Raw genomic sequence first — 23711 nt, 5'->3', positions numbered from 1 at the left:
GTTCGATCTTACCGGGCTGGGATGGCACCCTTCGACGCAGATTTTTGCGCCTGTGGATAACTCAGTGGTGAGAGCTCAGCGATTTCTGCGACGACGAGCCCACTGCAGGACGCGCTGACCCACCTCGACGGAAAGGCCTGCTGCAGTGGGTCTTTCGGCTGCTTTGGGAGCGGCGGCAGGAGTCTCAGCGCCTGGGGTGTCGTCGTCATTGGGCTCTGATTGGTCACCCGATGCGTCGCTGTCGCGGCTTTCTGGCTCAGCGGTCTCTGGCTCACCGTCGTGTGTCAGCGCCTCGGCCGCGTCTTCACCCTCAACCGCCACCTCGTGGGCAACTTCGGCCTCACCGACCGCTTTGGCGGCCTCATCGGCATCGACCGAACCGAGACCCGCCTCCGGTCCCGTAGCCTCAGGCTCCTCGGCTGCGTCAGACTCGTCGGCGGTCAGCGCCTCAGCCGCTTCCTCACCTTCGACCGCCACCGCGTGAGTAGCTTCAGCGTCACTCACTGCGTCCGCGACTTCGTCGGCATCCACCGACCCGAGACCCGCCTCCGGCTCCGCAGCATCAGACTCAACAGCGGTCAGCGCCTCAGCCGCGTCCTCACCTTCGACAGCCACCGCGTGCGCGACCTCGGCATCGCTCACCGCTTCTGCGGCCTCGTCGGCATCCACCGACCCGAGACCCGCCTCCGGCTCGGCTGACTCAGCCTCGTCGCCTTCGTCAAACTCGTCGGCGGTCAGCGCCTCAGCCGCTTCCTCACCTTCGACCGCCACCGCGTGAGTAGCTTCAGCGTCACTCACTGCGTCCGCGACTTCGTCGGCATCCACCGACCCGAGACCCGCCTCCGGCTCCGCAGCATCAGACTCAACAGCGGTCAGCGCCTCAGCCGCGTCCTCACCTTCGACAGCCACCGCGTGCGCGACCTCGGCATCGCTCACCGCTTCTGCGGCCTCGTCGGCATCCACCGACCCGAGACCCGCCTCCGGCTCGGCTGACTCAGCCTCGTCGCCTTCGTCAAACTCGTCGGCGGTCAGCGCCTCAGCGGCAGGATCCGACTCGACAGTCTCGGTCTCTTCGACCGTTTCAGACTCCTCGGCGGTCAGCGCCTCAGCCGTGTCCTCACCTCCGACAGCCACCGCGTGCGCGACCTCAGCCTCACCCACCGCTTCGGCAACCTCGTCAGCATCGACCGAACCGAGACCAGCCTCTCGCTCCGCAGCCTCAGGCTCCTCCGCTGCGTCAAACTCCTCGGCGGTCAGCGCTTCAGCGGCGTCTTCACTCTCGACAGCCACCGCGTGCGCGACCTCAGCCTCACCCACCGCTTCGGCGGCCTCATCGGCATCCACCGAACCGAGACCAGCCTCCGGCTCGGCCGACTCAGCCTCGTCGGCTGCGTCAAACTCCTCGGCGGTCAGCGCTTCAGCGGCGTCTTCACCCTCGACAGCCACCGCGTGCGCGACCTCGGCATCGCTCACCGCTTCTGCGGCCTCATCGGCATCGACCGAACCGAGACCAGCCTCAGGCTCCTCGGCTTCGTCCGCGAACGCGCCTTCGGCGGCGTCAGCATCCGACTCGACGGCCTCGGACTCCACGACCGGTTCCGACTCTTCGTCAGTCAGCGCCTCAGCCGCGTCCTCACCCTCGACAGCCACCGCGTGCGCGACCTCAGCCTCACCCACCGCTTCGGCGACCTCATCGGCATCCACCGAACCCAGACCCGCCTCCCGCTCCGTGGGTTCGTCGGCGGTATCAACCGGCTCGACCAGCTCATCGCCGTCGGCGACCACGTCACCCTCGACGGTCTCCAGATCGGCATCACGCTCGACCAAGACGTCCTCGTCGTCGGCCGTTTCGGCGACCGACTTCTCGTCGTCCTCGGACGCCACGATCGCCGCCGCGACCACGCCGGTCGTCGACGCTCCCAACGCCACGTCCTTGACCATGTCCTCGGCGCGCGACTCGCCACCCTCCGGCGCGCCACGCAGCGACAGCGGATCTTCGCGGCCCTTCGGCGCGACCATGATGTAGACCACCGCGGCGATGAACACGAACGTCGAGGTGAACGTGTTGATCCGGATGCCCGCGATGTGTGTCGCCGCATCACTGCGCATCAGCTCCACCCAGAACCGGCCCACGCAGTAGCCGGCGACATACAGCGCGAAGAGCCGGCCGTGTCCGATCCGGAACCGGCGATCCACCAGGATCAGCGCCGCGAACACCAGCAGGTTCCAGAGCAATTCGTACAGGAACGTCGGGTGGACGATCTCGATCAGCTGACCGGTCGACACACCATTCAGCGAGTCCGGCACCCCCGCCGAGTTCACCCGCTCGTAGATCTCCAGACCCCAGGGCATCGTCGTCTCGCGCCCGTACAGTTCCTGGTTGAAGTAGTTGCCCATCCGTCCGATGGCCTGGGCCAGGATGATTCCCGGCGCGATCGCGTCTCCGAACGCGGGCAGCGGTATCCCCCGCCGCCGGCACGCGATCCACGCTCCGACCGCACCGAGCGCCACCGCGCCCCAGATTCCGAGTCCGCCGTCCCAGATCCTCAGCGCGGCAGCGAATCCCGCGCCATCCTCACCGAAGTAGGTTCGCCAGTCCGTCATGACGTGATAGAGCCGGCCACCGATCAGGCCGAACGGCACCGCCCACAACGCGATGTCGTAGATGACGCCCGGCTCTCCACCGCGCGCCACCCAGCGACGGTCGCCCAACACCAGGGCTGCCACGATGCCCGCGATGATGAACAGCGCGTACGCACGCAACGGGAAGGGGCCGAGATGCCACACCCCCTGCGACGGACTCGGGATGTATGCCAGCACCGTCGACGTCACGCAGTGACCCTTTGCCTTACCCCGTCAGCCAATTCTTCTGCCAGCGATCGCATCGCCGGGATGCCGTCGGTCAACGCCGACACCAGCGCCGACCCCACGATCACACCGTCGGCGTACGAACCGATCTGAGCGGCCTGCTCCCTCGAGCGCACGCCCAGACCCACCCCGACCGGAACGTCGGAGAGCTCCTTGATGCGCCGCACCAACTCCGGCGCCGCATTCGACACCGCGTCCCGGGCGCCCGTGACACCCATCGTCGACGCCGCGTACACGAACCCGCGCGAGGCATCGACCGTCGCGCTGAGCCGCTCCGGCGTCGAGGACGGCGCCACCACGAAGATCCTGTCGAGATCGTGTGCCTCCGAGGCCGCCAGCCACTCGTCGGCCTCGTCGGGGATCAGATCCGGGGTGATCATCCCCAGTCCTCCCGCCGACGCCAGATCGCGGCTGAACGCATCAACGCCCTTGCGCAACACAGGGTTCCAGTACGTCATCACCACCGCGTTGCCACCGGCGGCGCTGATTGCCTCGACCGCCCGCAGAGTGTCCCGCACCTTGACCCCGCCGCGCAGCGCCACCTCGGTGGCGGCCGCGATGACCGGCCCGTCCATCCCTGGATCGGAATACGCGATGCCGACCTCGATGATGTCGCAGCCCGCCTCGACGAGAGCGACCATCGCTGCGATCGAGGTGTCCACGTCCGGGAACCCGGTCGGCAGGTAGCCGATCAGAGCCGACCGGCCCTCGTCCCGGCAGGCACCGAAAACGCTTGCCAATCGACTCATTTCGGATTTTCCTCGAACAGACCGAACCAGCGCGCCGCGGTCTCGACGTCCTTGTCGCCGCGCCCGGACAGGTTCACCAAGATGATCGACCCCGGGCCCAACTCCTGGCCCAGTTTCAGCGCGCCCGCGATCGCGTGCGCCGACTCGATCGCCGGGATGATGCCCTCGGCGCGACTCAGCAGCGACAGCGCATCCATCGCCTCGGTGTCCGTGATCGGCTCGTACCGCGCCCTGCCGATGTCCTTGAGCAGCGCATGCTCGGGTCCGACGCCGGGATAGTCCAAACCCGCTGAGATCGAATGGGATTCGATGGTCTGACCGTCTTCGTCCTGCAGCAGGTATGAGTAGGAGCCCTGGAACGCGCCGGGCGACCCGCCCGTGAAGGTCGCGGCGTGCCGTCCGGTCTCGACACCGTCGCCGGCCGCCTCGTATCCGACCAGGCGTACCGCCGGGTCGTCGATGAAGGCGTGGAAGATGCCGATCGCGTTCGAGCCACCGCCGACGCACGCCACGACCGCGTCGGGCAGGCGGCCTGCCTGGTCGAGCATCTGGGCGCGCGCCTCGAGGCCGATGACGCGCTGGAAGTCGCGGACCATCATCGGGAACGGGTGCGGACCGGCCGCCGTCCCGAAGGCGTAGTAGGTGTTGTCGGCGTTGGTCACCCAGTCGCGGAACGTCTCGTTGATCGCGTCCTTGAGAGTCTTCGAACCGGACTCGACCGCCACCACCGTGGCACCGAGCAACCGCATCCGCGCGACGTTGAGTGCCTGGCGCGCGGTGTCGACCGCACCCATGTAGATCACGCACTCCAGGCCCAGCAGCGCGCACGCCGTCGCCGTCGCGACCCCGTGCTGGCCGGCACCGGTCTCGGCGATGACCCGGGTCTTGCCCATCTGCTTGGCCAGCAGCGCCTGCCCGAGCACGTTGTTGATCTTGTGAGAACCGGTGTGGTTGAGGTCTTCTCGCTTCAGGAAGATCCGTGCGCCGCCGGCGTGCTCGACCAGCCGCTCCGCCTCGTACACCGGTGAGGGCCGCCCGGTGTAGTGCCGCTGCAGCCGGTCGAGCTCGTCGAGGAACGTCTGGTCCCCGCGAGCCTTCTCGTAGGCGGCGGTCACCTCTTCGATCACGGCCATCAGCGCCTCGGGGACGAACCTGCCGCCATACACCCCGAAGTGGCCGCGGGCGTCGGGATCGTGCGAGGTCGGTTCGGCCACTGCGGCGCTGGCGCGCGGCAGTTCCGGTTCCAGGTGCGTGGTCACTTAGCGCGCGGGTTTCGGGCACGACGGATGCGTGCCGGCGGTGACGAGGTCAGCGACGGCACTGCGGGGATCTCCACTGGTCACCAAGCCTTCGCCGACGAGCACGGCGTCCGCGCCGGCACCGGCGTAGGCCAGCAGGTCCGCCGTGCCCCGAACACCCGACTCGGCGACCCGGATGACGTGGCTCGGCAGCCCCGGCGCGATACGCGCGAAGCAGTCACGATCGACCTCGAGCGTCTTGAGGTCGCGGGCGTTGACACCGATGAGCGAAGCCCCCGCCTGCAGCGCGCGGTCGGCCTCTTCCTCGGTGTGAACCTCGACGAGCGCGGTCATCCCCAGGGATTCGGTGCGTTCGAGCAGTGACTCCAGCGCCGGCTGCTCGAGCGCGGCGACGATCAACAGCAGCAGGTCGGCGCCGTGGGCGCGGGCCTCGTGGATCTGGTAGGGCCGCACGATGAAGTCCTTGCGCAGCACCGGGATCGACACCGCCGCGCGCACCGCGTCCAGGTCGTCGAGGGAGCCATGGAAACGGCGCTGCTCGGTCAGCACGCTGATCACGCGGGCACCGCCGTCTTGGTAGGCCCGCGCGAGCTCGGCCGGATCGGCGATCGAGGCCAACTGGCCGCGCGACGGGCTCGCCCGTTTGACCTCGGCGATCACCCCGATGCCCGGCGCCCGGAAGGCTGCCATCACGTCGAGGGGCGCAGGTGCACGCTTGGCCTTTTCCTTGACCTCGGCCAAGCTGACGACGGCCTCGCGAGCGGCGACATCAGCACGCACCCCATCGAGGATGGAGTCGAGGACGGTCGCCGAACCCATAGCTGTCGTTTCCCTTCCCCTGACGGCCGTTTGATTCTTAACGAAGGGTAGTCGCCACGACACCACGGCCCGTCACCGCCCCTTCTTGTCCGTCGTGGTCGGGTCGTTCCCGGCATCGAGAGCGTCCCAGATCATCCGCTCCGACATCGCCTCGCCGGTGTCCGCGGCCTCGGCCGGCCGGCGCGCGTAGCGGGCGGTGTCGCCGCCCGAACGAGTCGCCGAGCGCAGCAGCAGAACCGCCCCGAACAGCGACAGAGCCGCCGCCACCAGCGTGAGCACCGCCCCCAGGGAATGCCGCTCGGTGCCCACCAATGCGGTGATCGGCACCTCGGCCAGACGCGCGGCGCGCGCACCGACATCGGGCACGACCCACAGGCTGATCGCGAGGTAGCCCATCGCCGCGCTGGCTCCGGCGACCAGGACCGCGAGGATGCGCATCGGCCAGCCGCGCACCGCCAACGCTGCCACCGCGGCCGCCAGCACCACGAGGGCGAGCGGGATCAGTGCCGTCGACCACGTCGCGCCCGTCAGATCATCGGTCTTCGGATGCGTCAGCCCGTCGAACGAGGAGACCTGCACCCACGTCAGACGGGACGCCCCCCACAGCGCCACCGCGGCGAGAACCAGCGCGAGCTGCCCGAGGCGCGTCACGGCTCGCTCAGCGTCTCGGCCGCGGCGACCGCGTTCAGCACCGCGCGGGCCTTGTTGGCGGCCTCGTTGTACTCGTACGGGCCGTTGGAATCGGCGACGACGCCGCCGCCGGCCTGCACGTAGGCGGTACCGCGCCGCATGAGCGCGGTCCGGATCGCGATCGCGAAGTCGGCGTCGCCGGCGAAGTCGAGATATCCCAACACCCCGCCGTAGAGACCGCGCCGGGTCTTCTCCACCTCTTCGATCAATTCCATCGCGCGGACCTTCGGCGCGCCCGAAAGAGTGCCCGCCGGGAAACAGGCCGTCACCGCGTCGAGGGCCGTCTTGCCGTCGGCCAGCAGCCCGGTCACCGTCGACACGAGGTGCATGACGTGGCTGTAGCGTTCGACGTGGCTGTAGTCCTCGACCTTGACCGTGCCCGGCCTGCACACCCGGCCCAGATCGTTGCGGCCGAGGTCGACCAGCATCAGATGCTCGGCGCGTTCCTTCTCGTCCGAGAGGAGCTCTTTCTCGAGAAGGACGTCCTCCTCCTCGTTCTCACCGCGCCAGCGGGTCCCGGCGATCGGGTGCGTGGTGGCCCGGCCGTCCTTCACCGTCACGAGGGCTTCGGGGCTGGAGCCGACGACCGAGAAGTCCAGCTGGCCGTCGCCGTCGGGAACGTTGAGCAGATACATGTACGGGCTGGGGTTGCTGACCCGCAGCATCCGGTAGACATCCAGCGGGTCGGCGTCGGTGTCCATCTCGAAGCGCTGCGAGGGCACCACCTGGAAGGCCTCACCCGCTTCGATGTCGCCGACCAGCTTGTCGACGATCGCGGTGTACTCCTCGACCGTGCGCTGCGAGCGGTGCAGCGGAGCGGGCCGGGAGAACGTGGCCACCGTCGAGGCCAGCGGTTCGGCCAACGCCGAGGTCATGACGTCCAGTCGGGCGACGGCGTCGTCGTAGGCCTCGTCGACGCGCTCGTCGGTGCCGTTCCAGTTCACCGCGTTGGCGATCAGCGTGATCGTGCCCTCGTGGTGGTCCACCGCAGCGATGTCGGTCGCCAGAAGCAACACCATGTCGGGCAATCCGAGATCGTCGACTGCGAGTTCCGGCAGGCGCTCGAGCCGCCGCACGAAGTCATAGGCGAAGTACCCGACCAGGCCTGAGGACAGCGGGGGCAGACCGGGCAGCGGCGCCGTCTGCAGCAGCGTCAGCGTCGCGCGCAGCGCCTCCAGCGGATCACCGCCCGACGGGGCGTCCTGCGGGGTCACACCCAGCCACGCGGCGTAGCCGTCGCGCACGGTCAACGCCGACGGCGCGCCCGCGCCGATGAACGACCACCGCGACCAGGACCGTCCGTTCTCCGCGGACTCCAGGAGGAACGTTCCGGGGCGATTGGCGGCGAGCTTGCGGTACGCCGAGAGCGGCGTCTCGCTGTCCGCGAGCACCTTGCGGGTCACCGGCACCACACGGTGCTCGACGGCCAGCGCCCGGAAGTCCTCACGCGACGTCGTCACAGTGAGACTGGCGGTGGACTGCACACGGGCATTCTCCCAGACGTACCGTGGAATCCATGAATCCAGTGAAGGCGGGTGATCGGGTAGCCGATTTCGAACTGCCGGACCAGACCGGGACGACGCGGTCGTTGGCCGAACTGCTGGCCGCCGGGCCGATCGTGCTGTTCTTCTATCCCGCCGCGATGACGCCCGGATGCACCAAGGAGGCATGCCATTTCCGCGATCTGGCCGCCGAATTCGCCGACGTGGGCGCCACCCGCGTCGGCATCAGTGCCGACGCTGTCGACAAGCAGGCGCGCTTCGCCGACCAGCAGAAATTCGACTACCCGCTGCTCTCGGACACCGACGGTGCCGTAGCCGAGCAGTTCGGGGTCAAGCGTGGGCTGCTGGGCAAATTCCTGCCGGTCAAGCGGACCACCTTCGTCATCGACACCGACCGCACCGTGCTCGACGTGATCGCCAGCGAGATCAGCATGGACAGCCACGCCGACAAGGCGCTGCAGACGCTGCGCAGACGTCAGTCGGCCTGACCCAGCAGCAGATCGGCGTCGAAGCAGGTGTGATCGCCGGTGTGGCACGCCGCGCCGAGCTGGTCGACTTCCAGCAGCACGGTGTCGCCGTCGCAGTCCAGGCGCACCGAATGCACGCGCTGCGTGTGGCCCGAGGTCGCGCCCTTGATCCACTGCTCGCCGCGGGAACGCGAAAAGTACGTCGCCTCACGGGTTTCCAGCGTGCGGGCCAGGGCGTCGTCGTCCATCCACGCGACCATCAGCACCTGACCGGAGCCACGCTCCTGCACCACGGCGGCGACCAGGCCGTCGGCATTGCGCTTGAGGCGCTGCGCTATCGCGGGATCGAGACTCACCTGACTGTTATGCCTTCCGCACTCATCGCCGCCTTCACTTCGCCGATGGTCAGCTCCCCGAAGTGGAACACGCTGGCCGCCAGCACGGCGTCGGCTCCTGCAACAACGGCGGGCGCGAAATGTTCCACGGCACCGGCCCCGCCGCTGGCTATCACCGGCACCGACACCGCGCCGCGCACCGCCCGCAGCATCGGAAGATCGAAGCCGGCCTTCGTGCCGTCGAAGTCCATGGAGTTCAGCAGGATCTCCCCGACCCCCAGTTCGGCACCGCGCGTCGCCCACTCGATCGCGTCGATGCCCGTCCCCCGGCGCCCGCCGTGCGTCGTGACCTCCCAGCCCGACGGCGTGGGCTGCGAGCCCTCAGGCACGGTGCGCGCGTCGACCGACAGCACGATGCACTGCGAACCGAACTGCCGCGACAACTCCGAGAGCAACTCCGGGCGCGCGATCGCAGCCGTGTTGACCGACACCTTGTCCGCGCCGGCACGCAGCAGCATGTCCACATCGGCGACCGAGCGCACCCCGCCGCCGACGGTCAGCGGGATGAACACCTGCTCGGCGGTGCGGCGCACCACCTCGAGCATCGTGGACCTCCCTGACGACGACGCCGTGACGTCCAGGAACGTCAGTTCGTCTGCGCCTTCGGCGTCGTAGACCGCGGCCAACTCCACGGGATCGCCTGCGTCGCGCAGGTTCTCGAAGTTCACGCCCTTGACCACGCGGCCGGCATCGACGTCCAGGCACGGGATCACGCGGGTCGCGACGACACCGCCGGTGCTCACAGGTAGTCCTTCGGGTCACCGGCCGAACAGATGATGTCGAGCATTTCCTCGTGCACTCCGGGCGCCGCCACCAGCGCCGAAGGGGACGTCACCGTCCACGGCTCCCCCGCCAGATCGGTGACGACACCACCCGCGGCCCGCACCAGCGCCACACCTGCGGCGTGATCCCAGATGTGATGACCGAAACTCATGGCTCCGCCGAGGATTCCCGCCGCGACATAGGCCAGGTCGATGCCGGTGGCGCCGTGCATCCGCATCCGCGAACACTGCCTGCTGAGGTTCGCGAGCACTGTCGCCCGATACCGGCCCGGGTAGCGGCCGCGCGAATCGACGTTGAAGGTGCCGGTGCCCACGATCGCGTCGTCCAGGCCTGCGCGGTCCAGCCGAGGCAGTTCCTGTCCGTTGCAGCGCGCCGGGCCGCCGAGAACCGCCGTGTAGCGCTGTCCCATGAACGGCAGCCATGTCAGGCCCAATGTCGGTTCACCGTCGACCAGCAGACCGAGCAGTATCGCCGCCATCGGCGAGCCCGCCGCGTAGTTGAATGTGCCGTCGATCGGATCCAGGACCCAGACGAGCTCCGAATCGATGGACTCCCCGCCGAATTCCTCGCCGTGCACCCCGATGCCGGTGAGGCGCTGCAGCTCGGCGACCACCCGGCGCTCGATCGCGAGATCCACCTCGGTGGCGAAGTCGTTGCCCTTCTTGGCCACCGCGGAGTCGGCGCCGTGGCCGGCGATGAACTGTGCCGAAGCGCCGTCGAGAACGCCCGCGGCCGTATCGAGGAGCTCGCCGAGCTGGCGCGCGTCGACCGTCACGTGCCGACCGCGGCCAGCGCCTCAGGCAGCGTGAAACGGCCTGCGTACAAGGCTTTTCCGACGATCGCCCCCTCGACGCCGGTACCGGTCAGCGTGGCGATCGCGCGCAGGTCGTCCAGACTGGACACCCCGCCCGACGCGATCACCGGCGCGTCGGTGCGCTCGCACACCGACGAGAGCAGCTCGAGGTTGGGCCCGTTCAGCGTGCCGTCCTTGGTGACGTCGGTGACCACGAAGCGCGAACATCCCTCGCGGTCGAGCCGCTCCAGCACCGACCACAGGTCGCCGCCGTCGGTTTCCCAGCCGCGGCCGCGCAACCGGTGCCCGCCGTCAGGCAAGGACGGGTCGATCAATACGTCCAGGCCCACCGCGACCTTGTCGCCGTGCTCGGCCACCACGCGTGCGCACCACTGCGGGTTCTCCAGCGCCGCCGTACCGAGGTTGACGCGGGCGCAGCCGGTGGCCAGCGCCGCGGCGAGCGACTCGTCGTCACGGATGCCGCCGGACAGTTCGACCGCCACGTCGAGCGTGCCGACCACCTCGGCGAGCAGCTCCCGGTTCGAGCCGCGGCCGAATGCCGCGTCCAGATCGACCAGATGGATCCATTCGGCGCCGTCCCGCTGCCACGTCATCGCCGCATCCAGCGCCGAGCCGTATTCGGTCTCGCTGCCGGCCTGCCCCTGAACCAGGCGCACGGCGCGTCCGTCCACCACGTCGACGGCGGGCAGCAGGACCAGTTTCGGTGCGTTCACGCCGGTCAACTTAGCGCCCCGATCCAGTTGGACAGCAATTCGGCACCGGCGTCCCCACTCTTCTCGGGGTGGAACTGTGTGGCCGACAACGGGCCCGCTTCGACAGCCGACAGGAACGGGACGTGATGGGTGGCCCACGTGAGCACCGCGTCCGGGTCGCCCTCCCACTGCTGGGCGGCATACGAGTGCACGAAGTAGAAGCGGGTGGCCGGATCCATGCCCCGGAACAGGACACTGTCGGCGGGGGCGTCGACGACGTTCCAGCCCATGTGCGGGATCACCGGCGCATCGAGGCGGACCACCGCGCCCGGCCACTGACCGCAGCCGGTCGACTCGACACCGAACTCCACGCCTCGCGAGAACAGGATCTGCATCCCGACGCACACGCCGAGCACCGGCCGCCCGGCGGCGACGCGCTCGGCGATGATCTTCTCGCCACCGACCGCGCGCAAGCCCGTCATACAGGCCTCGAACGCACCGACGCCCGGCACGACGAGACCGTCGGCGGCCATCGCGGCGCCGGGATCAGCGGTCACCTCGACCTCTGCGCCGACCCGCTCGAGCGCCCGCTGAGCCGACCGCAGGTTGCCCGAACCGTAGTCCAGCACCACCAGTTTCGTTGTCACAAGGTCCCTTTGGTCGACGGCACGCCGCTGACCCGCTCGTCGTACTCAACGGCCTCGCGCAGCGCCCGAGCCACGGCCTTGTACTGCGCCTCGGTGATGTGGTGCGGATCGCGCCCGTACAGAGTGCGCACGTGCAGCGCGATGCGCGCATTGAAGGCCAAGGATTCGAAGACGTGCTTATTGACCACGGTGTGGTACGGCGCCTGCGAGCCCGCGATGGTGAAGCTGACCATGAACTCCGGCTCCCCCGTGTGCACGAAATACGGCCGGCCCGACACGTCGACGGCGGCGTGCGCCAGCGATTCGTCCATCGGGATGAACGCATCGCCGAACCGGCGGATACCGCTCTTGTCGCCGAGTGCCTGCCCCAGCGCCTGACCCAGCACGATGGCCGTGTCCTCGATCGTGTGGTGGCCTTCGATCTCGATGTCGCCCACGGCTTTCACCGTGAGATCGAACCGGGCATGGGTGCCCAGCGAGGTCAGCATGTGGTCGAAGAACGGCACACCGGTGTCGATGCTCACCTGTCCGGTGCCGTCGAGGTCGAGCTCGACGACGATGTCGGATTCCTTCGTCTTGCGTTCGACCTTCGCGTACCTGTGGGGACGGCTCACTTCACTCCTTGTCGGGCACTGGCGCTCAGCAGTGCGTCGTTCTCGTCGGCCAGGCCGATGGTGGTGCGCAGGTATCCGGGGATGCCGACGTCGCGGATCAGCACCCCGGCGTCGAGGTAGGCCTGCCACGTCGCCGCGGCATCGCTGAACTCCCCGAACAGCAGGAAGTTGGCATCACTCGGGATCACTCGGAAACCCATGTCCGTCAACGCCGCAGAGACCCGCTCGCGTTCGCTGATCAGCGTCGCGACACTGCCGAGGGTGTCGTCGGCGTGCCGCAGCGCCGCCCGCGCCGCGGCCTGGGTCAGCGACGAGAGGTGATACGGCAGACGCACCAGCAACATCGCGTCCACGACCGCGGGGGCCGCCACCAGGTAACCCAGCCGCCCGCCGGCGAACGCGAACGCTTTGCTCATCGTGCGCGACACCACGACCCGGCTCGGATACTCGTCGATCAGTGCAAGCGCGCTGGGCTGCGACGAGAACTCGCCGTAGGCCTCGTCGACGATCATCACGCCACCGGCCATCGCGTCGAGGAGCAGCCGCAGGTCGTCGAGCGAAACACTCTGCCCGGACGGGTTGTTCGGGCTGGTGACGAACACGACGTCTGGGCGGTGCTCCTTGATCGCGGTGGCGGCGATCGCGGCATCGAGGCCGAAGTCGTCAGCGCGGTGCGCGGCCAGCCACTGCGTCTGGGTGCCGTCGGAGATGATCGGGTGCATCGAATAGGACGGCACGAAACCGATCGCGCTGCGGCCCGGCCCGCCGAACGCCTGTAGAAGCTGCTGCAGGATTTCATTCGAACCGTTTGCCGCCCAGACGTTCTCGACACCGACGGGGACGCCGGTCTGACCCGTCAGGTAGGCAGCGAGGTCGGTGCGCAGCGCCACAGCGTCGCGGTCGGGGTAGCGGTGCAGTTCGGCGGCGACCTCCCGCACCGATGCGGCGACGTCGTCGACGAGTGCCTGGGTCGGCGGGTGCGGGTTCTCGTTGGTGTTCAGCCGCACCGGCACCGAGAGCTGCGGCGCCCCGTAGGGCGATTTCCCGCGCAGGTCCTCGCGCAGCGGCAGCTCCCCCAGCGTGATGGCTCGACCGGGGTTCACCTCTCGAACCTCCTGCGCACCGCTTCCCCGTGGCTGGGCAGGTTTTCGGCGTTGGCGAGCGTGATGACATGCCCGGCAACGTCTTTGAGCGCCGCCTCGGTGTAGTCCACGACGTGGATGCCGCGCAGGAACGTCTGCACCGAAAGCCCGCTGGAGTGCCGCGCGCAGCCGGCTGTGGGCAGGACGTGATTGGAGCCGGCGCAGTAGTCGCCAAGGCTCACCGGGGACCAGGCACCGACGAAGATCGCGCCCGCGGACCGGACCCGCGCCGCGACCCCGGGCGCGTCGACGGTCTGGATCTCCAGGTGCTCGGCGGCGTAGGCGTTGACGACCCGCAGACCGGTGTCGATGTCGTCGACCAGCACGATCGCCGACTGCTGACCGCTCAGCGCGGCGCTCACCCGCTCACGGTGCACCGTCGTCTCCAGCTGGCGGGCCAGCTCGGCGTCGGTGGCATCGGCCAGCGCGATGCTGTCGGTGACGAGAACGCTGGCGGCCATCTCGTCGTGTTCGGCCTGGCTGATCAGATCGGCCGCGACGTGCACCGGGTCGGCGGTGTGGTCGGCCAGGATCGCGATCTCGGTGGGGCCGGCCTCGGAGTCGATGCCGACCTGTGAGCGGCAGATCCGTTTTGCGGCGGTGACGTAGATGTTGCCCGGCCCGGTGATCATGTCGACCGGGGCCAGTTCGGTGCCATTTCCCGGTGCTTCGCTTGCCCCAGCGCCATCGGTGTCGGTGCCGCCGTACGCGAGCAGCGCGACGGCCTGGGCGCCGCCGACGGCCCACACCTCGTCGACCCCGAGCAGCGCGGCGGCGGCCAGGATCGTCGGATGCGGCAGCCCGCCATGGTCCTTCTGCGGCGGGCTGGCGATCACCAGCGACTCCACACCGGCGGTCTGCGCCGGCACGACGTTCATCACCACGCTCGACGGATAGACGGCGTTGCCACCCGGGACGTAGAGACCGACCCGCTCCACGGGCACCCAACGCTCGGTGACGGTCGCCCCGGGGGCGAGCGTGGTGGTGGTGTCGGTGCGGCGCTGATCGGTGTGCACGGCGCGGGCCCGCTCGATCGCGACCTCGAGCGCGGTACGGACGTCGGCATCGAGCTCGTCGAGAGCTGCGCGCAGCTGATCAGCGGGCACGCGGACCTGGTCGGGGCGCACACCGTCGAACGAGGCGCCGTACTCGAGCGCGGCCTCGGCGCCGCGCTCGGCGACGGCCTCCACGATCGGGCGGACCTTGGGCAGCACGGCGTCGACGTCGACGCCGCCCCGGGGCAGCGCGGTCCGCAGGCGGGCCGCCGAGAGCGTCGCGCCACGCAGGTCGATGCGCCGCAGGAGCCGTGGCGATACATTCACGCTGACCATTGTCCCAGAGCAACACAAATCAGAATCGGAGGCGTCATGCCGGACCGGCCGAGCAAGAGCAGCCACCCCAACAACGCGCCCGGCGTGCCGATGATCTTCCCGCCCTGGTTCGAAAGATTGCAGATCAAGTACATCAACCCGCTGCTGCGGCCCCTGTCGAAGCGCATGCCCGGACTCGGGGTGATCCACCACCGCGGACGCACCTCCGGCACGGAGTACGAGACGATCGTCACGCCGTACCGCAAAGGCTCGGTGCTCGCGATCGGACTGGCGCACGGCAAGACGAACTGGGTCAAGAACGTCCTGGCCGCCGGCGAAGCCGACATCCGCATCGGCAGCACCACCCACCATCTGGTGCGCCCGCGGGTGCTGCCGGCCGGTACCACCGATCCCTCCCTGCCTCGGATGGCCCAGATGGTCGCCAAGCGGTCCGGGGTCTTCGTCGCGGACATCGCATCGTGAGCAGACCGTCATGACGTGGCAGATGTGGCTGGCGTTCTTCGGCGCCGCCATCCTGATCGCGGTCTCCCCCGGCGCCGGCGCCATCCAGTCGATGGCCACCGGGCTGACGCACGGGGTGCGCCGGGGTTATTGGAGCATCCTGGGTCTCGAGATCGGGCTGATGCTGCAGCTGACGCTCGTGGCGATCGGGCTGGGCGCCGCCGTCGCGAACTCGATCCTGGCGTTCACGATCATCAAATGGCTGGGCGTGGGCTACCTGGCATATCTGGCGTTCCGGCAGTGGCGCAGCGTCGGAGTGGACCTTCGTGATCACGTGAACCAGGTGGTCGCCGGCAGTCGCCGGGCGCTCGTCGCGCGGGGCTTCCTGGTCAACGCGACCAATCCGAAGGGGCTGCTGTTCTTTCTCGCGGTGATGCCGCAGTTCGTGGTTCCGACGGCACCGCTGTTGCCGCAGTACCTGGCGATCGGGGTCACGATGGTCGTCGTCGACCTGGTGGTGATGGGTCTCTACACCAGTCTCGCGGTGCGCCTGCTGACGTGGCTGCGCACGCCGCGGCAGCAAACCGTGCTCAACCGCGTGTTCGCGGGCCTTTTCGCGGCCGCCGCCGTCGTGCTCTCGCTGCTGCGCCGCGGCCCGCTGCCGGCCTGAGGATCAGCGGCAGCGGTTGCTGACGGCCGCGCTGGCCGACTCCGCCGCTTCCAGCCGCTTGGCCTGCGCCGGATCGGTGTTCGGGGCACCCGCTGTGGCGGCCGCACCGATGTCCATCAACGCGTTGGCGAAGGTCCGGACGGAGTCGGCGAGATCTGCCGGCGTGGCCGGGTCCAGCCGGGCCAGCAGGTACAGCCCGCCGTCCGTCAGCGCCAGCCGCGCGTTGGCCGCGGCGGCCAGCGATCCGCTGATGTCCTCGGGCGCCGTCACGTTGGTGTTGGTCGCCACCCCCGCGCGCACGGTGTCGAAGGCCGTGCAGATCCGTGCCGTCGCCGCGGAGCGCTGCGCGTCGGTGTAGTCGGTGCCGTGATCGAGGGTGCGCACCAGCGCAACCGCCGATATGCCCGTCGACAGCAGCGCCACCGCGAGAGCCAGACCCGGTGAGACACGCATCGGCTACAGGTCCAGACCCAGGTCGAGCACCCGCACCGAGTGCGTGAGCGCCCCGACCGCCAGATAGTCGACTCCGGTGCCCGCATAGTCTGCTGCGCTGTCCAGCGACAACCCGCCCGAGGACTCCAGCATCGTCTGAGGTGAGCGCGTCGCCCGGCGCTGCACCGCGATCTGCGTCTGCCACACCGGGAAGTTGTCCAGCAGCACCAGTTCGACGCCTTCGGCGAGCACCTCGTCGAGCTGCTCGAGGGAATCGACTTCCACCTCGCATGGCAGATCGGGCGCGACCTCGCGGACCCTGCGCAGTGCCTCCACCACCGAGCCCGCAGCGGCCACGTGGTTGTCCTTGATCAGCGCCGCATCGCCGAGCCCCATGCGGTGATTGACGCCGCCGCCGACGCGCACGGCGTACTTCTGCAGCGACCGCATCCCCGGAAGCGTCTTGCGGGTGTCCCTGATCCGGGCCCGCGTGCCCGCCACCGCATCCACCCACGCCGCGGTGGCCGTGGCGATTCCCGACAGGTGGCACAGCAGGTTGAGCATGGTGCGCTCGGCGGTGAGCAGCCCGCGCGTCGGCCCCTCGACGATCAGTGCGGCACCACCCGGTTCCAGCTGGGTCCCGTCGGGCACCTGGTGGATCACCCGGTAGCCCCCGGCGCCGAGCACCTCGTCGAACACGATCAGCGCGAGGTCACCGCCGGCGATGACGCCTGGTTCCCGCGCCACCACCGACGCCGTCGTGGTGGCGTCTTCGGCGACCGTGGCCAGCGTGGTGACATCAGGCCCGTAGCGCAGGTCCTCGTCGAGCCCGCGGGAAATGATCGACCGCGCGTCGACCTCCTCCTCGGCCGTGAGCATCGGGGCCATCACCGGCATCCTGACGCGACCGGGCCGCAGACGATGCTGACCGCCTGGGTCGGATCGGTGTCGGGGTGATCGCTGCGGTGGTGGCAGCCCCGGGTCTCGGTGCGCGCCCGCGCCGCCGAGCCGACCACAGCGGCCACCGCGGTGAGCGCGGCGTCCTCGAACATGCTGCGCGAGCTGATCGTTCGCGATTCCGCGCTGTCGAGCTGCGCAGCCAGCCGGCTCAACCCGTCCTCGTCGCGGACGACGGAGGCGTAGCTGCTCATCGCCTGCTGCAACGCCGGCCGTGCGAGCACCGGCCGCAGGGACGGGTCTGCGACGACCACGCGCGGCGGCCCGGCCATCTCGGCGTGCTCGGCGGCGGCGACGCCGGCGCGCCCACCGACGACAAGACCCTCGAGCAGGCTGTTGGACGCCAGGCGATTCGCGCCGTGCATGCCGGTGCGGGCCACCTCCCCTGCGGCGAACAACCCGTCGATCGCGGTGCGCCCGTGCACATCGGTGACGACTCCCCCGCAGCTGTAGTGCGCGCCGGGAACCACCGGAATAGGTTGCCGCGCAGGGTCGATACCTGCGGCGAGACAGGCGGCGGTGACGGTCGGGAACCGACGTGCCACATCGGCCACGTGGCGGGCGTCGAGGTAGACACACGGGTCCCCGGAAGCGGCCATGCGAGCCTCGATGGCCGCCGCCACGACATCGCGCGGAGCGAGGTCACCCATCGGGTGCACACCGGCCGTCACCGGATCGCCGTGCGCGTCGATCAGTGTCGCGCCCTCACCACGCAGCGCTTCGGTGATCAGTGGCCGGCGGCCTGGAACGGGGCCGGTGTAGAGCATGGTCGGATGGAACTGGACGAACTCCACGTCCGAGACCGGCAATCCGGCCCAGATCGCCAGCGCGACACCGTCTCCCGTGGAGCCGTCGGGGTTGGTCGTCGCCCGGTAGAGATGTCCGAGTCCGCCGGTGGCGAGGATCACCGACGGTGCGTGGACGGTTCCCGGGCCGTCCTGGCTGAGCACCGAGACACCGGCGACGGCGCCGCCGTCGATCAGCAGGTCGAGCGCGACGTGGTTGCGGCGGATGTCGAGCGACGCGGCGGCGTGGTCGAGCGCGCGCTGCACCTCCGCGCCCGTGGCGTCACCTCCGGAGTGGATGATGCGCCGACGGGTGTGCCCGCCTTCGCGGGTCAGCGCCCACCGGCCCGGCTCCGACTCGTCGAAACGCGCTCCGGCGCCGACCAATTCGGCCACCGCCCGGGCACCGTCGGCCACGATCGAGCGCACCGCAGCGGCGTCGCAGAGCCCGGCGCCCGCGGCGAGGGTGTCGGACACGTGCGCGTCGACGGAGTCGTCCCCGTCGGGCAGGACGACGGCGATCCCGCCCTGGGCGTAGAACGTCGCCGTCTCTGCCGCCTTGCTCAGCAGCATCACGGTGCGGCCGCGGCGGTGCGCGGCCAGCGCGGCAGCCAGACCGGCCACCCCGGTTCCGACGACGACGACGTCAGCGCGCAGGCGCCAGCCGCCGGAGCCGCCGCAACCTGTGCCGTTGGCGGTCATTCCCCGCCGCCGGGCTGCCCGATCTCGATCATCCGCGTGACGCTGGCACGCGCTCGCGCGGCGGTGTCGGGATCGACGTGCACTTCGTCGGCACCTTCGGTCAGGCAGCGCAGCATGGCCGCGGGGGTGATCATCTTCATGTACCGGCAGGAGGCCCGGTCGTTGACGGCCTGGAAGTCGACATCGGGTGCGGCACGGCGCAATTGGTGCAGCATGCCGATCTCGGTGGCGACCAGGACCTGCCGTGCACCGGTCTCCCGGGCGGCGTCGAGCATGCCGCCGGTGGACAGGATCTTGACCCGCTCCTGTGGGTAGGCACCCTCGCCTGCGAGGTAGAGAGCCGATGTCGCGCAACCGCATTCGGGGTGCACGTAGAGCTCGGCGTCGGGATGGGTGCGCGCCTGCTCGGCGAGTTCGTCCCCGTTGATGCCCGCGTGCACGTGGCATTCACCGGCCCAGACGTGCAGGTTCTGCCGCCCGGTCATGCGGCGCACGTGGGCGCCGAGGAACTGGTCCGGGCAGAACAGCACCTCACGGTCGGCGGGTATGGAGGCGACGACCTCGACCGCGTTGGACGACGTGCAGCAGATGTCCGTTTCGGCCTTCACCGCGGCCGTGGTGTTGACGTAGGAGACGACCACAGCGCCGGGATGCTCGGCCTTCCACGCCCGCAACTCGTCGGCGCTGATGGAGTCGGCCAGCGAGCAGCCCGCCCGCTGGTCGGGAATCAGCACCGTCTTGTCCGGCGAGAGGATCTTGGCCGTCTCGGCCATGAAGTGCACTCCCGCGAAGACGATCGTGTCCTCGGGCGCCTCCGCGGCGATGCGCGACAGAGCCAGCGAGTCGCCCACGTGATCGGCGACGTCCTGGATGGCGGGCAACTGATAGTTGTGCGCCAGCAGCGTGGCGCCGCGCAGGTCGAGCAGTCGACGCACCTCGGCCGCCCATGCGGCGTCCCCGTCGACACCGGTGTAGCCGTCGGGACCGTCGACGATGCGGTCGGCACTGTCGGTTGCGAGCACGGTCATCGCCGTCTCCTTACCTTGTTTCGAGGTTTTCGACTTACAATCGAAAACATGCCACATCGTAGCACCCAGCACGAAGTCCTCGCCGCCGTGTTTCAGGTTCGCGAGAATGCGCTGCACGTACTGCTGTGGCAACGGGCACTCGACCCGCAGCGCGGACGCTGGGCGCTCCCGGGCGGCAGGCTGGGCCGCGACGAGACGCTGACCGACTCGGTGCGCCGCCAGCTCGCCGAGAAGGTCGATTTGCGGGAACTCGCCCACCTCGAACAGCTGGCGGTGTTCTCCGAACCCGATCGCGTGCCCGGCGACCGCACCATCGCCTCGACATTCCTGGGCCTCGTCCCCTCCCCCGCCATCCCCGAATTACCCCCCGACACCCGCTGGCACCCCGTCGGCGACCTACCGCCGATGGCCTTCGACCACGGCCCGATGGTCGACCACGCACGCACCCGTCTGGTCGCGAAACTGTCGTACACGAATATCGGATTTGCCTTGGCGCCAGCCGAATTCGCGCTCTCGACGCTGCGCGACATCTACAGTGCCGCCCTCGGGCACCCGGTCGACGCGACCAACCTGCAGCGCGTCCTGGAGCGTCGTCACGTGATCACGCGCACTGGCACAACGGCACGGTCGGGACGCAGCGGAGGCCGTCCGGCGGCGCTCTACCGGTTCGCCGACGCCCGTTATCGGGTCACCGACGAATTCGCTGCATTGCGTCCGCCCGGGTGAGTCGACTGGCTTCTTAGCGCATTCTTAAGTAACAATGCCTGGATGGACTTGGGCAGCGCGGCGCGGGCGACAGGGGCCGATTGGATCGGTCAACCCCACCATGAGGCGCTTCGCCCCAGGCAGCGACCGGTGGTCCCGTCCGACGACCCGTTCTACGAGCCGCCCGAGGGTTACGAGCACGCCCTCCCCGGCACCGTGCTGCGCTCCCGCGACGTGGAGCTGGCATTCCTCGGCCTGATCCCGCAGAAATTCAGCGCCACCCAGCTGCTCTACCGCACCACCGACTTCCAGGGCGATCCGCAGGCCGGCGTCACCACCGTGCTGATCCCGACCGAGCGCGACCACACGCGGCCGCTCCCGGTGGTGTCCTACCAGTGCGCCATCGACGCCGTGGCGAGCCGGTGCTTCCCGTCCTATGCGCTGCGCCGCGGAGCCAAGGCCGTCGGCGCCGTGGCCCAGTTCGAGTTCCTGCTGATCGCCGCCGCCCTCGCGGAAGGGTGGGCGGTGTCGGTGCCCGACCACGAGGGCTCGACCGGCATGTGGGGCGCACCCTACGAGCCCGGCTACCACATCCTCGACGGCGTTCGGGCTGCCATCAATCACCCGACGTTCCGGCTCGCCGCCGATTCACCCATCGGACTGTGGGGTTACTCCGGCGGCGGACTGGCCTCGGCGTGGGCCGCGGAGGTACAGGCCGCCTACGCGCCGGAACTCAACGTGGTCGGCGCCGTCCTCGGCTCGCCGGTCGGCGACCTGGGGCACACGTTCCGCCGCCTCAACGGCAGCATCTACGCCGGACTGCCCGCGCTCGTCGTCGCCGCGCTCTGCCACATCTACCCGGACCTGGACCGGATCATCGCCGAGCACGCCACTCCGGAGGGCAAGGCACTACTGGAGCGCATCCAGACCATGACCACCGCCCAGGCGATGGTGGCCTGTGCGGGCCGCGACATGGCCGACATGGTCGACCGGCCGCTCGAGGAGATCCTGCTCAGCCCCGAGGTGCAACACGTGTTCGACAGCATCAAGCTGGGCACGGCCGCGCCGTCGGTACCGGTTCTGATCGTGCAGGCCGTGCATGACCGCATCATCTGCGTCGACGACATCGATGAACTGGCCCACACCTACGTGCGCGGCGGCGCCCGCGTCACCTACCACCGCGACCTGTTCAGCGAGCATCTCCTGCTGCACCCGATGTCGGCGCCGATGACGCTGCGCTGGCTGCGCGACCGGTTCGCCGAAAAGCCGCTGCGCGACAACATCAAGCGCACCAAGTGGCCGACGCTGCTGAACCCGTCGACCTACCGGGGCATGTTCACCCTGGGCAAGATCACGGTGAAGGTGATGACGGGGCGACGGGTGGAACGTCAGCCTCTGTCGCGCTTCGACCAGTAGCCGGCGCTCCCGGCTCGACCGGCGGCCAACCCCCGAGATCGTCGCGGGTGGTCGACACCGCGCCCAGCACGTACACCATCGCGGCGACCGCCGCGGGCAGCAGCAGCGTCAGCGCCACCTGCAACGGCGTGTGGCCGAAGAACACCGACGGCGCCTCGACGACGTAGCTGACCCGGTTCTGCTCGGTGACGTCGACCGCCGCCACGTCGAGGTGTCCGTAGCGCAGCCCCGCCAGCGCCGCCCCGGCACCGACCGCGGCGGCCGATGCCACGATGGTGCCCACGCCGAGGGCCGCCATCATCACCGGTCCACGCTGGGTTCGCCACTGCCACACGGTGACCGCCGCGATCACGGCGAGCACCGAGAGGAAGCCGACCATCAGGAACGCGGCCGTGAAGAAGTGATCGCCCTCGTTGCCGAGGTAGGCCTTCACCCGGTCGTTGCTGCGCGTCAGCGCGACCACGCTGTGGATCGGAGGCGCAAGCCACGCCCACAGCGCCCCGCACAGCGCCCCGGCGACCGCGAGCCCGACGATGACCCGCAGCGCGGCATGGACGCGGGAGATAGGAGCTCCGGTCACCGGTAGAGCTCCAGATCCTTCGAATCCACCTGGCCGTGTCGCGAGCACTTGGCCCACCACCCGTCCGGGCGGACCTGCACGACCATCCGGCGGCCACAGTCCGCGCAGAACCTCGGGGGTTCCAGACCCAGCGCTGCGGCGGTGGGCACCGTCGATCCCGCGGGTTCACCGGTGTAGACGTTGAAGACGCCGGCGCCCACCGGCGCGGGCAGCTCACGCACCATCACAGGCTTGCGTTGAGTGCCTTGATCGGCATCTGCAGATCCTCCAGCAACTCGAGATCGGCTTCGGCGGGCCGGCCCAGGGTGGTCAGGTAGTTACCGACGATGACGGCGTTGATGCCGCCGAGGATGCCCTTCTTGGCGCCGAGGTCGCCGAGCGTGATCTCCCGACCCCCGGCGAACCGCAGCATCGTGCGGGGCAGGGCGAGCCGGAACGCGGCGACGGCCTTGAGTGCCTCGGCGGCGGGCAGCACCTCGAGGTCACCGAACGGCGTGCCCGGGCGCGGGTTGAGGAAGTTCAGCGGGACCTCGTGCGGGTCCAATTCGGCCAGATTGGCGGCGAATTCGGCGCGCTGTTCGAGCGTCTCCCCCATCCCGAGGATGCCGCCGCAGCACACCTCCATGCCGGCCTCACGCACCATCTGCAGCGTCTCCCAGCGCTCCTCCCAGGTGTGGGTGGTCACCACGTTGGTGAAGAACGACTGGGCGGTCTCGAGGTTGTGGTTGTAGCGGTGCACGCCCATGTCCCGCAGGCGATCCACCTGCTCCTGGGTGAGCATGCCGAGCGAGCACGCGATCTGGATGTCGACCTCGTTGCGGATCGCCTCGATGCCCGCGGCGACCTGGGCCAGCAGCCGCTCGTCGGGTCCACGGACGGCGGCCACGATGCAGAACTCGGTGGCACCGGTCTTGGCAGTCTGCTTGGCGGCCTCGACCAGGCTCGGCACGTCGAGCCAGGCGCTGCGCACCGGCGAGGCGAAAAGTCCTGACTGCGAACAGAAGTGGCAGTCCTCGGGGCAGCCTCCGGTCTTCAGGCTGATGATGCCCTCGACCTCGACGTCCGGGCCGCAGTGGGCCATGCGGACCTCGTGGGCCAGCGCGAGCAGCTCGTCGAGACGGTCGTCGGACAGCTGCAGCACCTGCAGCGTCTGGTCCTGGTCGAGGCCGACACCCCGCTCGAGCACCTGTTCGCGTGCCACCGCCAGAATGTCGCTCATACAC

Annotated in this window: 26 protein-coding genes; 5 read left to right on the top strand and 21 right to left on the bottom strand. The window is 69.4% G+C overall.

The window, feature by feature from the left end; genetic code table 11:
* Positions 1-75: 75 nt before the first annotated feature.
* The 6 genes from lgt to ACZYYX_RS27105 form a co-directional block, all read right to left on the bottom strand.
* Positions 76-2832: a prolipoprotein diacylglyceryl transferase gene (lgt, locus tag ACZYYX_RS27130; protein WP_463817924.1), complete on the bottom strand. Its 2757-nt coding sequence runs from the start codon at positions 2830-2832 to the stop codon at positions 76-78.
* Positions 2829-3617, bottom strand: coding sequence for a tryptophan synthase subunit alpha (trpA, locus tag ACZYYX_RS27125; protein WP_335332329.1), 789 nt, complete (start codon positions 3615-3617; stop codon positions 2829-2831). Before trpA ends, lgt begins: the two co-directional genes overlap by 4 nt.
* Complete coding sequence (gene trpB, locus ACZYYX_RS27120; RefSeq protein WP_463817923.1) at positions 3614-4876, bottom strand: tryptophan synthase subunit beta; 1263 nt, start codon at positions 4874-4876, stop codon at positions 3614-3616. Before trpB ends, trpA begins: the two co-directional genes overlap by 4 nt.
* Entirely contained in the window at positions 4877-5695 is an 819-nt protein-coding gene (trpC, locus tag ACZYYX_RS27115) for an indole-3-glycerol phosphate synthase TrpC (RefSeq protein ID WP_463817922.1), read from the bottom strand. It lies immediately after the preceding gene.
* A gap of 72 nt (positions 5696-5767) precedes the next feature.
* Positions 5768-6346 (bottom strand): TIGR02234 family membrane protein, encoded by a 579-nt coding sequence (locus ACZYYX_RS27110; RefSeq protein WP_463817921.1) that lies wholly within the window; start codon positions 6344-6346, stop codon positions 5768-5770.
* Entirely contained in the window at positions 6343-7869 is a 1527-nt protein-coding gene (locus tag ACZYYX_RS27105) for an anthranilate synthase component I (protein WP_463817920.1), read from the bottom strand. Before ACZYYX_RS27105 ends, ACZYYX_RS27110 begins: the two co-directional genes overlap by 4 nt.
* A gap of 41 nt (positions 7870-7910) precedes the next feature.
* On the opposite strand from ACZYYX_RS27105, the gene ACZYYX_RS27100 reads away from it, so the two are divergent.
* Positions 7911-8375 carry a peroxiredoxin gene (locus ACZYYX_RS27100; protein WP_463818050.1) on the top strand — a complete coding sequence of 155 codons (465 nt, stop codon included), beginning with the start codon at positions 7911-7913 and terminating at the stop codon, positions 8373-8375.
* Here the strand turns inward: ACZYYX_RS27100 and hisI are convergent.
* The 8 genes from hisI to hisD are packed head-to-tail and all read right to left on the bottom strand — an operon-like array spanning position 8363 to position 14772.
* A complete protein-coding gene (gene hisI / locus ACZYYX_RS27095) occupies positions 8363-8710 on the bottom strand; it encodes a phosphoribosyl-AMP cyclohydrolase (RefSeq protein ID WP_463817919.1) in 348 nt (115 codons plus the stop codon). The two genes, ACZYYX_RS27100 and hisI, sit on opposite strands and share 13 nt — an antisense overlap.
* On the bottom strand, positions 8707-9492 hold the full coding sequence (hisF, locus tag ACZYYX_RS27090; RefSeq protein ID WP_463817918.1) for an imidazole glycerol phosphate synthase subunit HisF: 786 nt from the start codon (positions 9490-9492) through the stop codon (positions 8707-8709). The genes hisI and hisF overlap by 4 nt, the downstream gene beginning before the upstream one ends.
* Positions 9489-10307 (bottom strand): inositol monophosphatase family protein, encoded by an 819-nt coding sequence (locus tag ACZYYX_RS27085; protein WP_463817917.1) that lies wholly within the window; start codon positions 10305-10307, stop codon positions 9489-9491. Before ACZYYX_RS27085 ends, hisF begins: the two co-directional genes overlap by 4 nt.
* Positions 10304-11044, bottom strand: coding sequence for a bifunctional 1-(5-phosphoribosyl)-5-((5-phosphoribosylamino)methylideneamino)imidazole-4-carboxamide isomerase/phosphoribosylanthranilate isomerase PriA (gene priA / locus ACZYYX_RS27080; RefSeq protein WP_463818049.1), 741 nt, complete (start codon positions 11042-11044; stop codon positions 10304-10306). Before priA ends, ACZYYX_RS27085 begins: the two co-directional genes overlap by 4 nt.
* Before the next feature lie 20 nt (positions 11045-11064).
* Positions 11065-11685 (bottom strand): imidazole glycerol phosphate synthase subunit HisH, encoded by a 621-nt coding sequence (hisH, locus tag ACZYYX_RS27075; protein ID WP_463817916.1) that lies wholly within the window; start codon positions 11683-11685, stop codon positions 11065-11067.
* Positions 11682-12299 carry an imidazoleglycerol-phosphate dehydratase HisB gene (gene hisB, locus ACZYYX_RS27070; protein WP_463817915.1) on the bottom strand — a complete coding sequence of 206 codons (618 nt, stop codon included), beginning with the start codon at positions 12297-12299 and terminating at the stop codon, positions 11682-11684. The genes hisH and hisB overlap by 4 nt, the downstream gene beginning before the upstream one ends.
* The gene (locus ACZYYX_RS27065) at positions 12296-13402 is read right to left on the bottom strand and encodes a histidinol-phosphate transaminase (protein ID WP_463817914.1); all 1107 of its coding nucleotides are present in this window, start codon (positions 13400-13402) and stop codon (positions 12296-12298) included. The genes hisB and ACZYYX_RS27065 overlap by 4 nt, the downstream gene beginning before the upstream one ends.
* Positions 13399-14772: a histidinol dehydrogenase gene (hisD, locus tag ACZYYX_RS27060; RefSeq protein WP_463817913.1), complete on the bottom strand. Its 1374-nt coding sequence runs from the start codon at positions 14770-14772 to the stop codon at positions 13399-13401. Before hisD ends, ACZYYX_RS27065 begins: the two co-directional genes overlap by 4 nt.
* A gap of 36 nt (positions 14773-14808) precedes the next feature.
* Here hisD and ACZYYX_RS27055 point away from each other — a divergent pair, with 36 nt between their 5' ends.
* Both ACZYYX_RS27055 and ACZYYX_RS27050 read left to right on the top strand, forming a co-directional pair.
* A complete protein-coding gene (locus ACZYYX_RS27055; protein ID WP_463817912.1) occupies positions 14809-15234 on the top strand; it encodes a nitroreductase family deazaflavin-dependent oxidoreductase in 426 nt (141 codons plus the stop codon).
* A 10-nt stretch (positions 15235-15244) separates the two neighbouring features.
* On the top strand, positions 15245-15883 hold the full coding sequence (locus tag ACZYYX_RS27050; protein WP_463817911.1) for a LysE family transporter: 639 nt from the start codon (positions 15245-15247) through the stop codon (positions 15881-15883).
* 3 nt (positions 15884-15886) lie between these two features.
* Here ACZYYX_RS27050 and ACZYYX_RS27045 read toward each other — a convergent pair whose 3' ends face one another.
* Genes ACZYYX_RS27045 through nadA form a run of 4 tightly spaced genes read right to left on the bottom strand, consistent with a single transcriptional unit; the run spans position 15887 to position 19787 of the window.
* The gene (locus tag ACZYYX_RS27045; protein WP_463817910.1) at positions 15887-16336 is read right to left on the bottom strand and encodes a hypothetical protein; all 450 of its coding nucleotides are present in this window, start codon (positions 16334-16336) and stop codon (positions 15887-15889) included.
* 3 nt (positions 16337-16339) lie between these two features.
* Positions 16340-17194, bottom strand: coding sequence for a carboxylating nicotinate-nucleotide diphosphorylase (nadC, locus tag ACZYYX_RS27040; protein WP_463818048.1), 855 nt, complete (start codon positions 17192-17194; stop codon positions 16340-16342).
* 8 nt (positions 17195-17202) lie between these two features.
* Positions 17203-18759: an L-aspartate oxidase gene (locus ACZYYX_RS27035; protein WP_463817909.1), complete on the bottom strand. Its 1557-nt coding sequence runs from the start codon at positions 18757-18759 to the stop codon at positions 17203-17205.
* Positions 18756-19787, bottom strand: coding sequence for a quinolinate synthase NadA (gene nadA / locus ACZYYX_RS27030; RefSeq protein ID WP_463817908.1), 1032 nt, complete (start codon positions 19785-19787; stop codon positions 18756-18758). Before nadA ends, ACZYYX_RS27035 begins: the two co-directional genes overlap by 4 nt.
* 48 nt (positions 19788-19835) lie before the next feature.
* Between nadA and ACZYYX_RS27025 the strand changes: the two genes are divergently transcribed.
* Complete coding sequence (locus ACZYYX_RS27025) at positions 19836-20513, top strand: NUDIX hydrolase (RefSeq protein WP_463817907.1); 678 nt, start codon at positions 19836-19838, stop codon at positions 20511-20513.
* Between the two features lie 42 nt (positions 20514-20555).
* Positions 20556-21908: a lipase family protein gene (locus ACZYYX_RS27020; protein WP_463817906.1), complete on the top strand. Its 1353-nt coding sequence runs from the start codon at positions 20556-20558 to the stop codon at positions 21906-21908.
* On the opposite strand, the gene ACZYYX_RS27015 is transcribed toward ACZYYX_RS27020, so the two are convergent.
* From ACZYYX_RS27015 to bioB, 3 genes are read right to left on the bottom strand one after another with little or no spacing between them, the layout of a single operon-like run.
* Complete coding sequence (locus tag ACZYYX_RS27015) at positions 21844-22488, bottom strand: DUF2567 domain-containing protein (RefSeq protein ID WP_463817905.1); 645 nt, start codon at positions 22486-22488, stop codon at positions 21844-21846. The genes ACZYYX_RS27020 and ACZYYX_RS27015 overlap by 65 nt on opposite strands.
* On the bottom strand, positions 22485-22712 hold the full coding sequence (gene bsaP / locus ACZYYX_RS27010) for a biotin synthase auxiliary protein BsaP (RefSeq protein WP_463817904.1): 228 nt from the start codon (positions 22710-22712) through the stop codon (positions 22485-22487). The genes ACZYYX_RS27015 and bsaP overlap by 4 nt, the downstream gene beginning before the upstream one ends.
* Complete coding sequence (gene bioB / locus ACZYYX_RS27005; RefSeq protein ID WP_463817903.1) at positions 22712-23707, bottom strand: biotin synthase BioB; 996 nt, start codon at positions 23705-23707, stop codon at positions 22712-22714. The genes bsaP and bioB overlap by 1 nt, the downstream gene beginning before the upstream one ends.
* Positions 23708-23711 lie beyond the last annotated feature (4 nt).

Source organism: Mycobacterium sp. IDUB_1 (assembly GCF_055419625.1).
This window is presented reverse-complemented; position numbering and strand designations above follow the sequence as displayed.

What these genes read in the sequence shown, in the direction of transcription:
- trpA (WP_335332329.1), bottom strand. Translation starts at nt 3,617, where the DNA reads ATGAGTCGATTGGCAAGCGTTTTCGGTGCCTGCCGGGACGAGGGCCGG.
- trpC (WP_463817922.1), bottom strand. Translation starts at nt 5,695, where the DNA reads ATGGGTTCGGCGACCGTCCTCGACTCCATCCTCGATGGGGTGCGTGCT.
- hisD (WP_463817913.1), bottom strand. Translation starts at nt 14,772, where the DNA reads ATGGTCAGCGTGAATGTATCGCCACGGCTCCTGCGGCGCATCGACCTG.
- ACZYYX_RS27055 (WP_463817912.1), top strand. Translation starts at nt 14,809, where the DNA reads ATGCCGGACCGGCCGAGCAAGAGCAGCCACCCCAACAACGCGCCCGGC.
- ACZYYX_RS27050 (WP_463817911.1), top strand. Translation starts at nt 15,245, where the DNA reads ATGACGTGGCAGATGTGGCTGGCGTTCTTCGGCGCCGCCATCCTGATC.
- ACZYYX_RS27045 (WP_463817910.1), bottom strand. Translation starts at nt 16,336, where the DNA reads ATGCGTGTCTCACCGGGTCTGGCTCTCGCGGTGGCGCTGCTGTCGACG.
- nadC (WP_463818048.1), bottom strand. Translation starts at nt 17,194, where the DNA reads ATGCTCACGGCCGAGGAGGAGGTCGACGCGCGGTCGATCATTTCCCGC.
- ACZYYX_RS27035 (WP_463817909.1), bottom strand. Translation starts at nt 18,759, where the DNA reads ATGACCGCCAACGGCACAGGTTGCGGCGGCTCCGGCGGCTGGCGCCTG.
- nadA (WP_463817908.1), bottom strand. Translation starts at nt 19,787, where the DNA reads ATGACCGTGCTCGCAACCGACAGTGCCGACCGCATCGTCGACGGTCCC.
- ACZYYX_RS27025 (WP_463817907.1), top strand. Translation starts at nt 19,836, where the DNA reads ATGCCACATCGTAGCACCCAGCACGAAGTCCTCGCCGCCGTGTTTCAG.
- ACZYYX_RS27020 (WP_463817906.1), top strand. Translation starts at nt 20,556, where the DNA reads ATGGACTTGGGCAGCGCGGCGCGGGCGACAGGGGCCGATTGGATCGGT.
- bsaP (WP_463817904.1), bottom strand. Translation starts at nt 22,712, where the DNA reads ATGGTGCGTGAGCTGCCCGCGCCGGTGGGCGCCGGCGTCTTCAACGTC.
- bioB (WP_463817903.1), bottom strand. Translation starts at nt 23,707, where the DNA reads ATGAGCGACATTCTGGCGGTGGCACGCGAACAGGTGCTCGAGCGGGGT.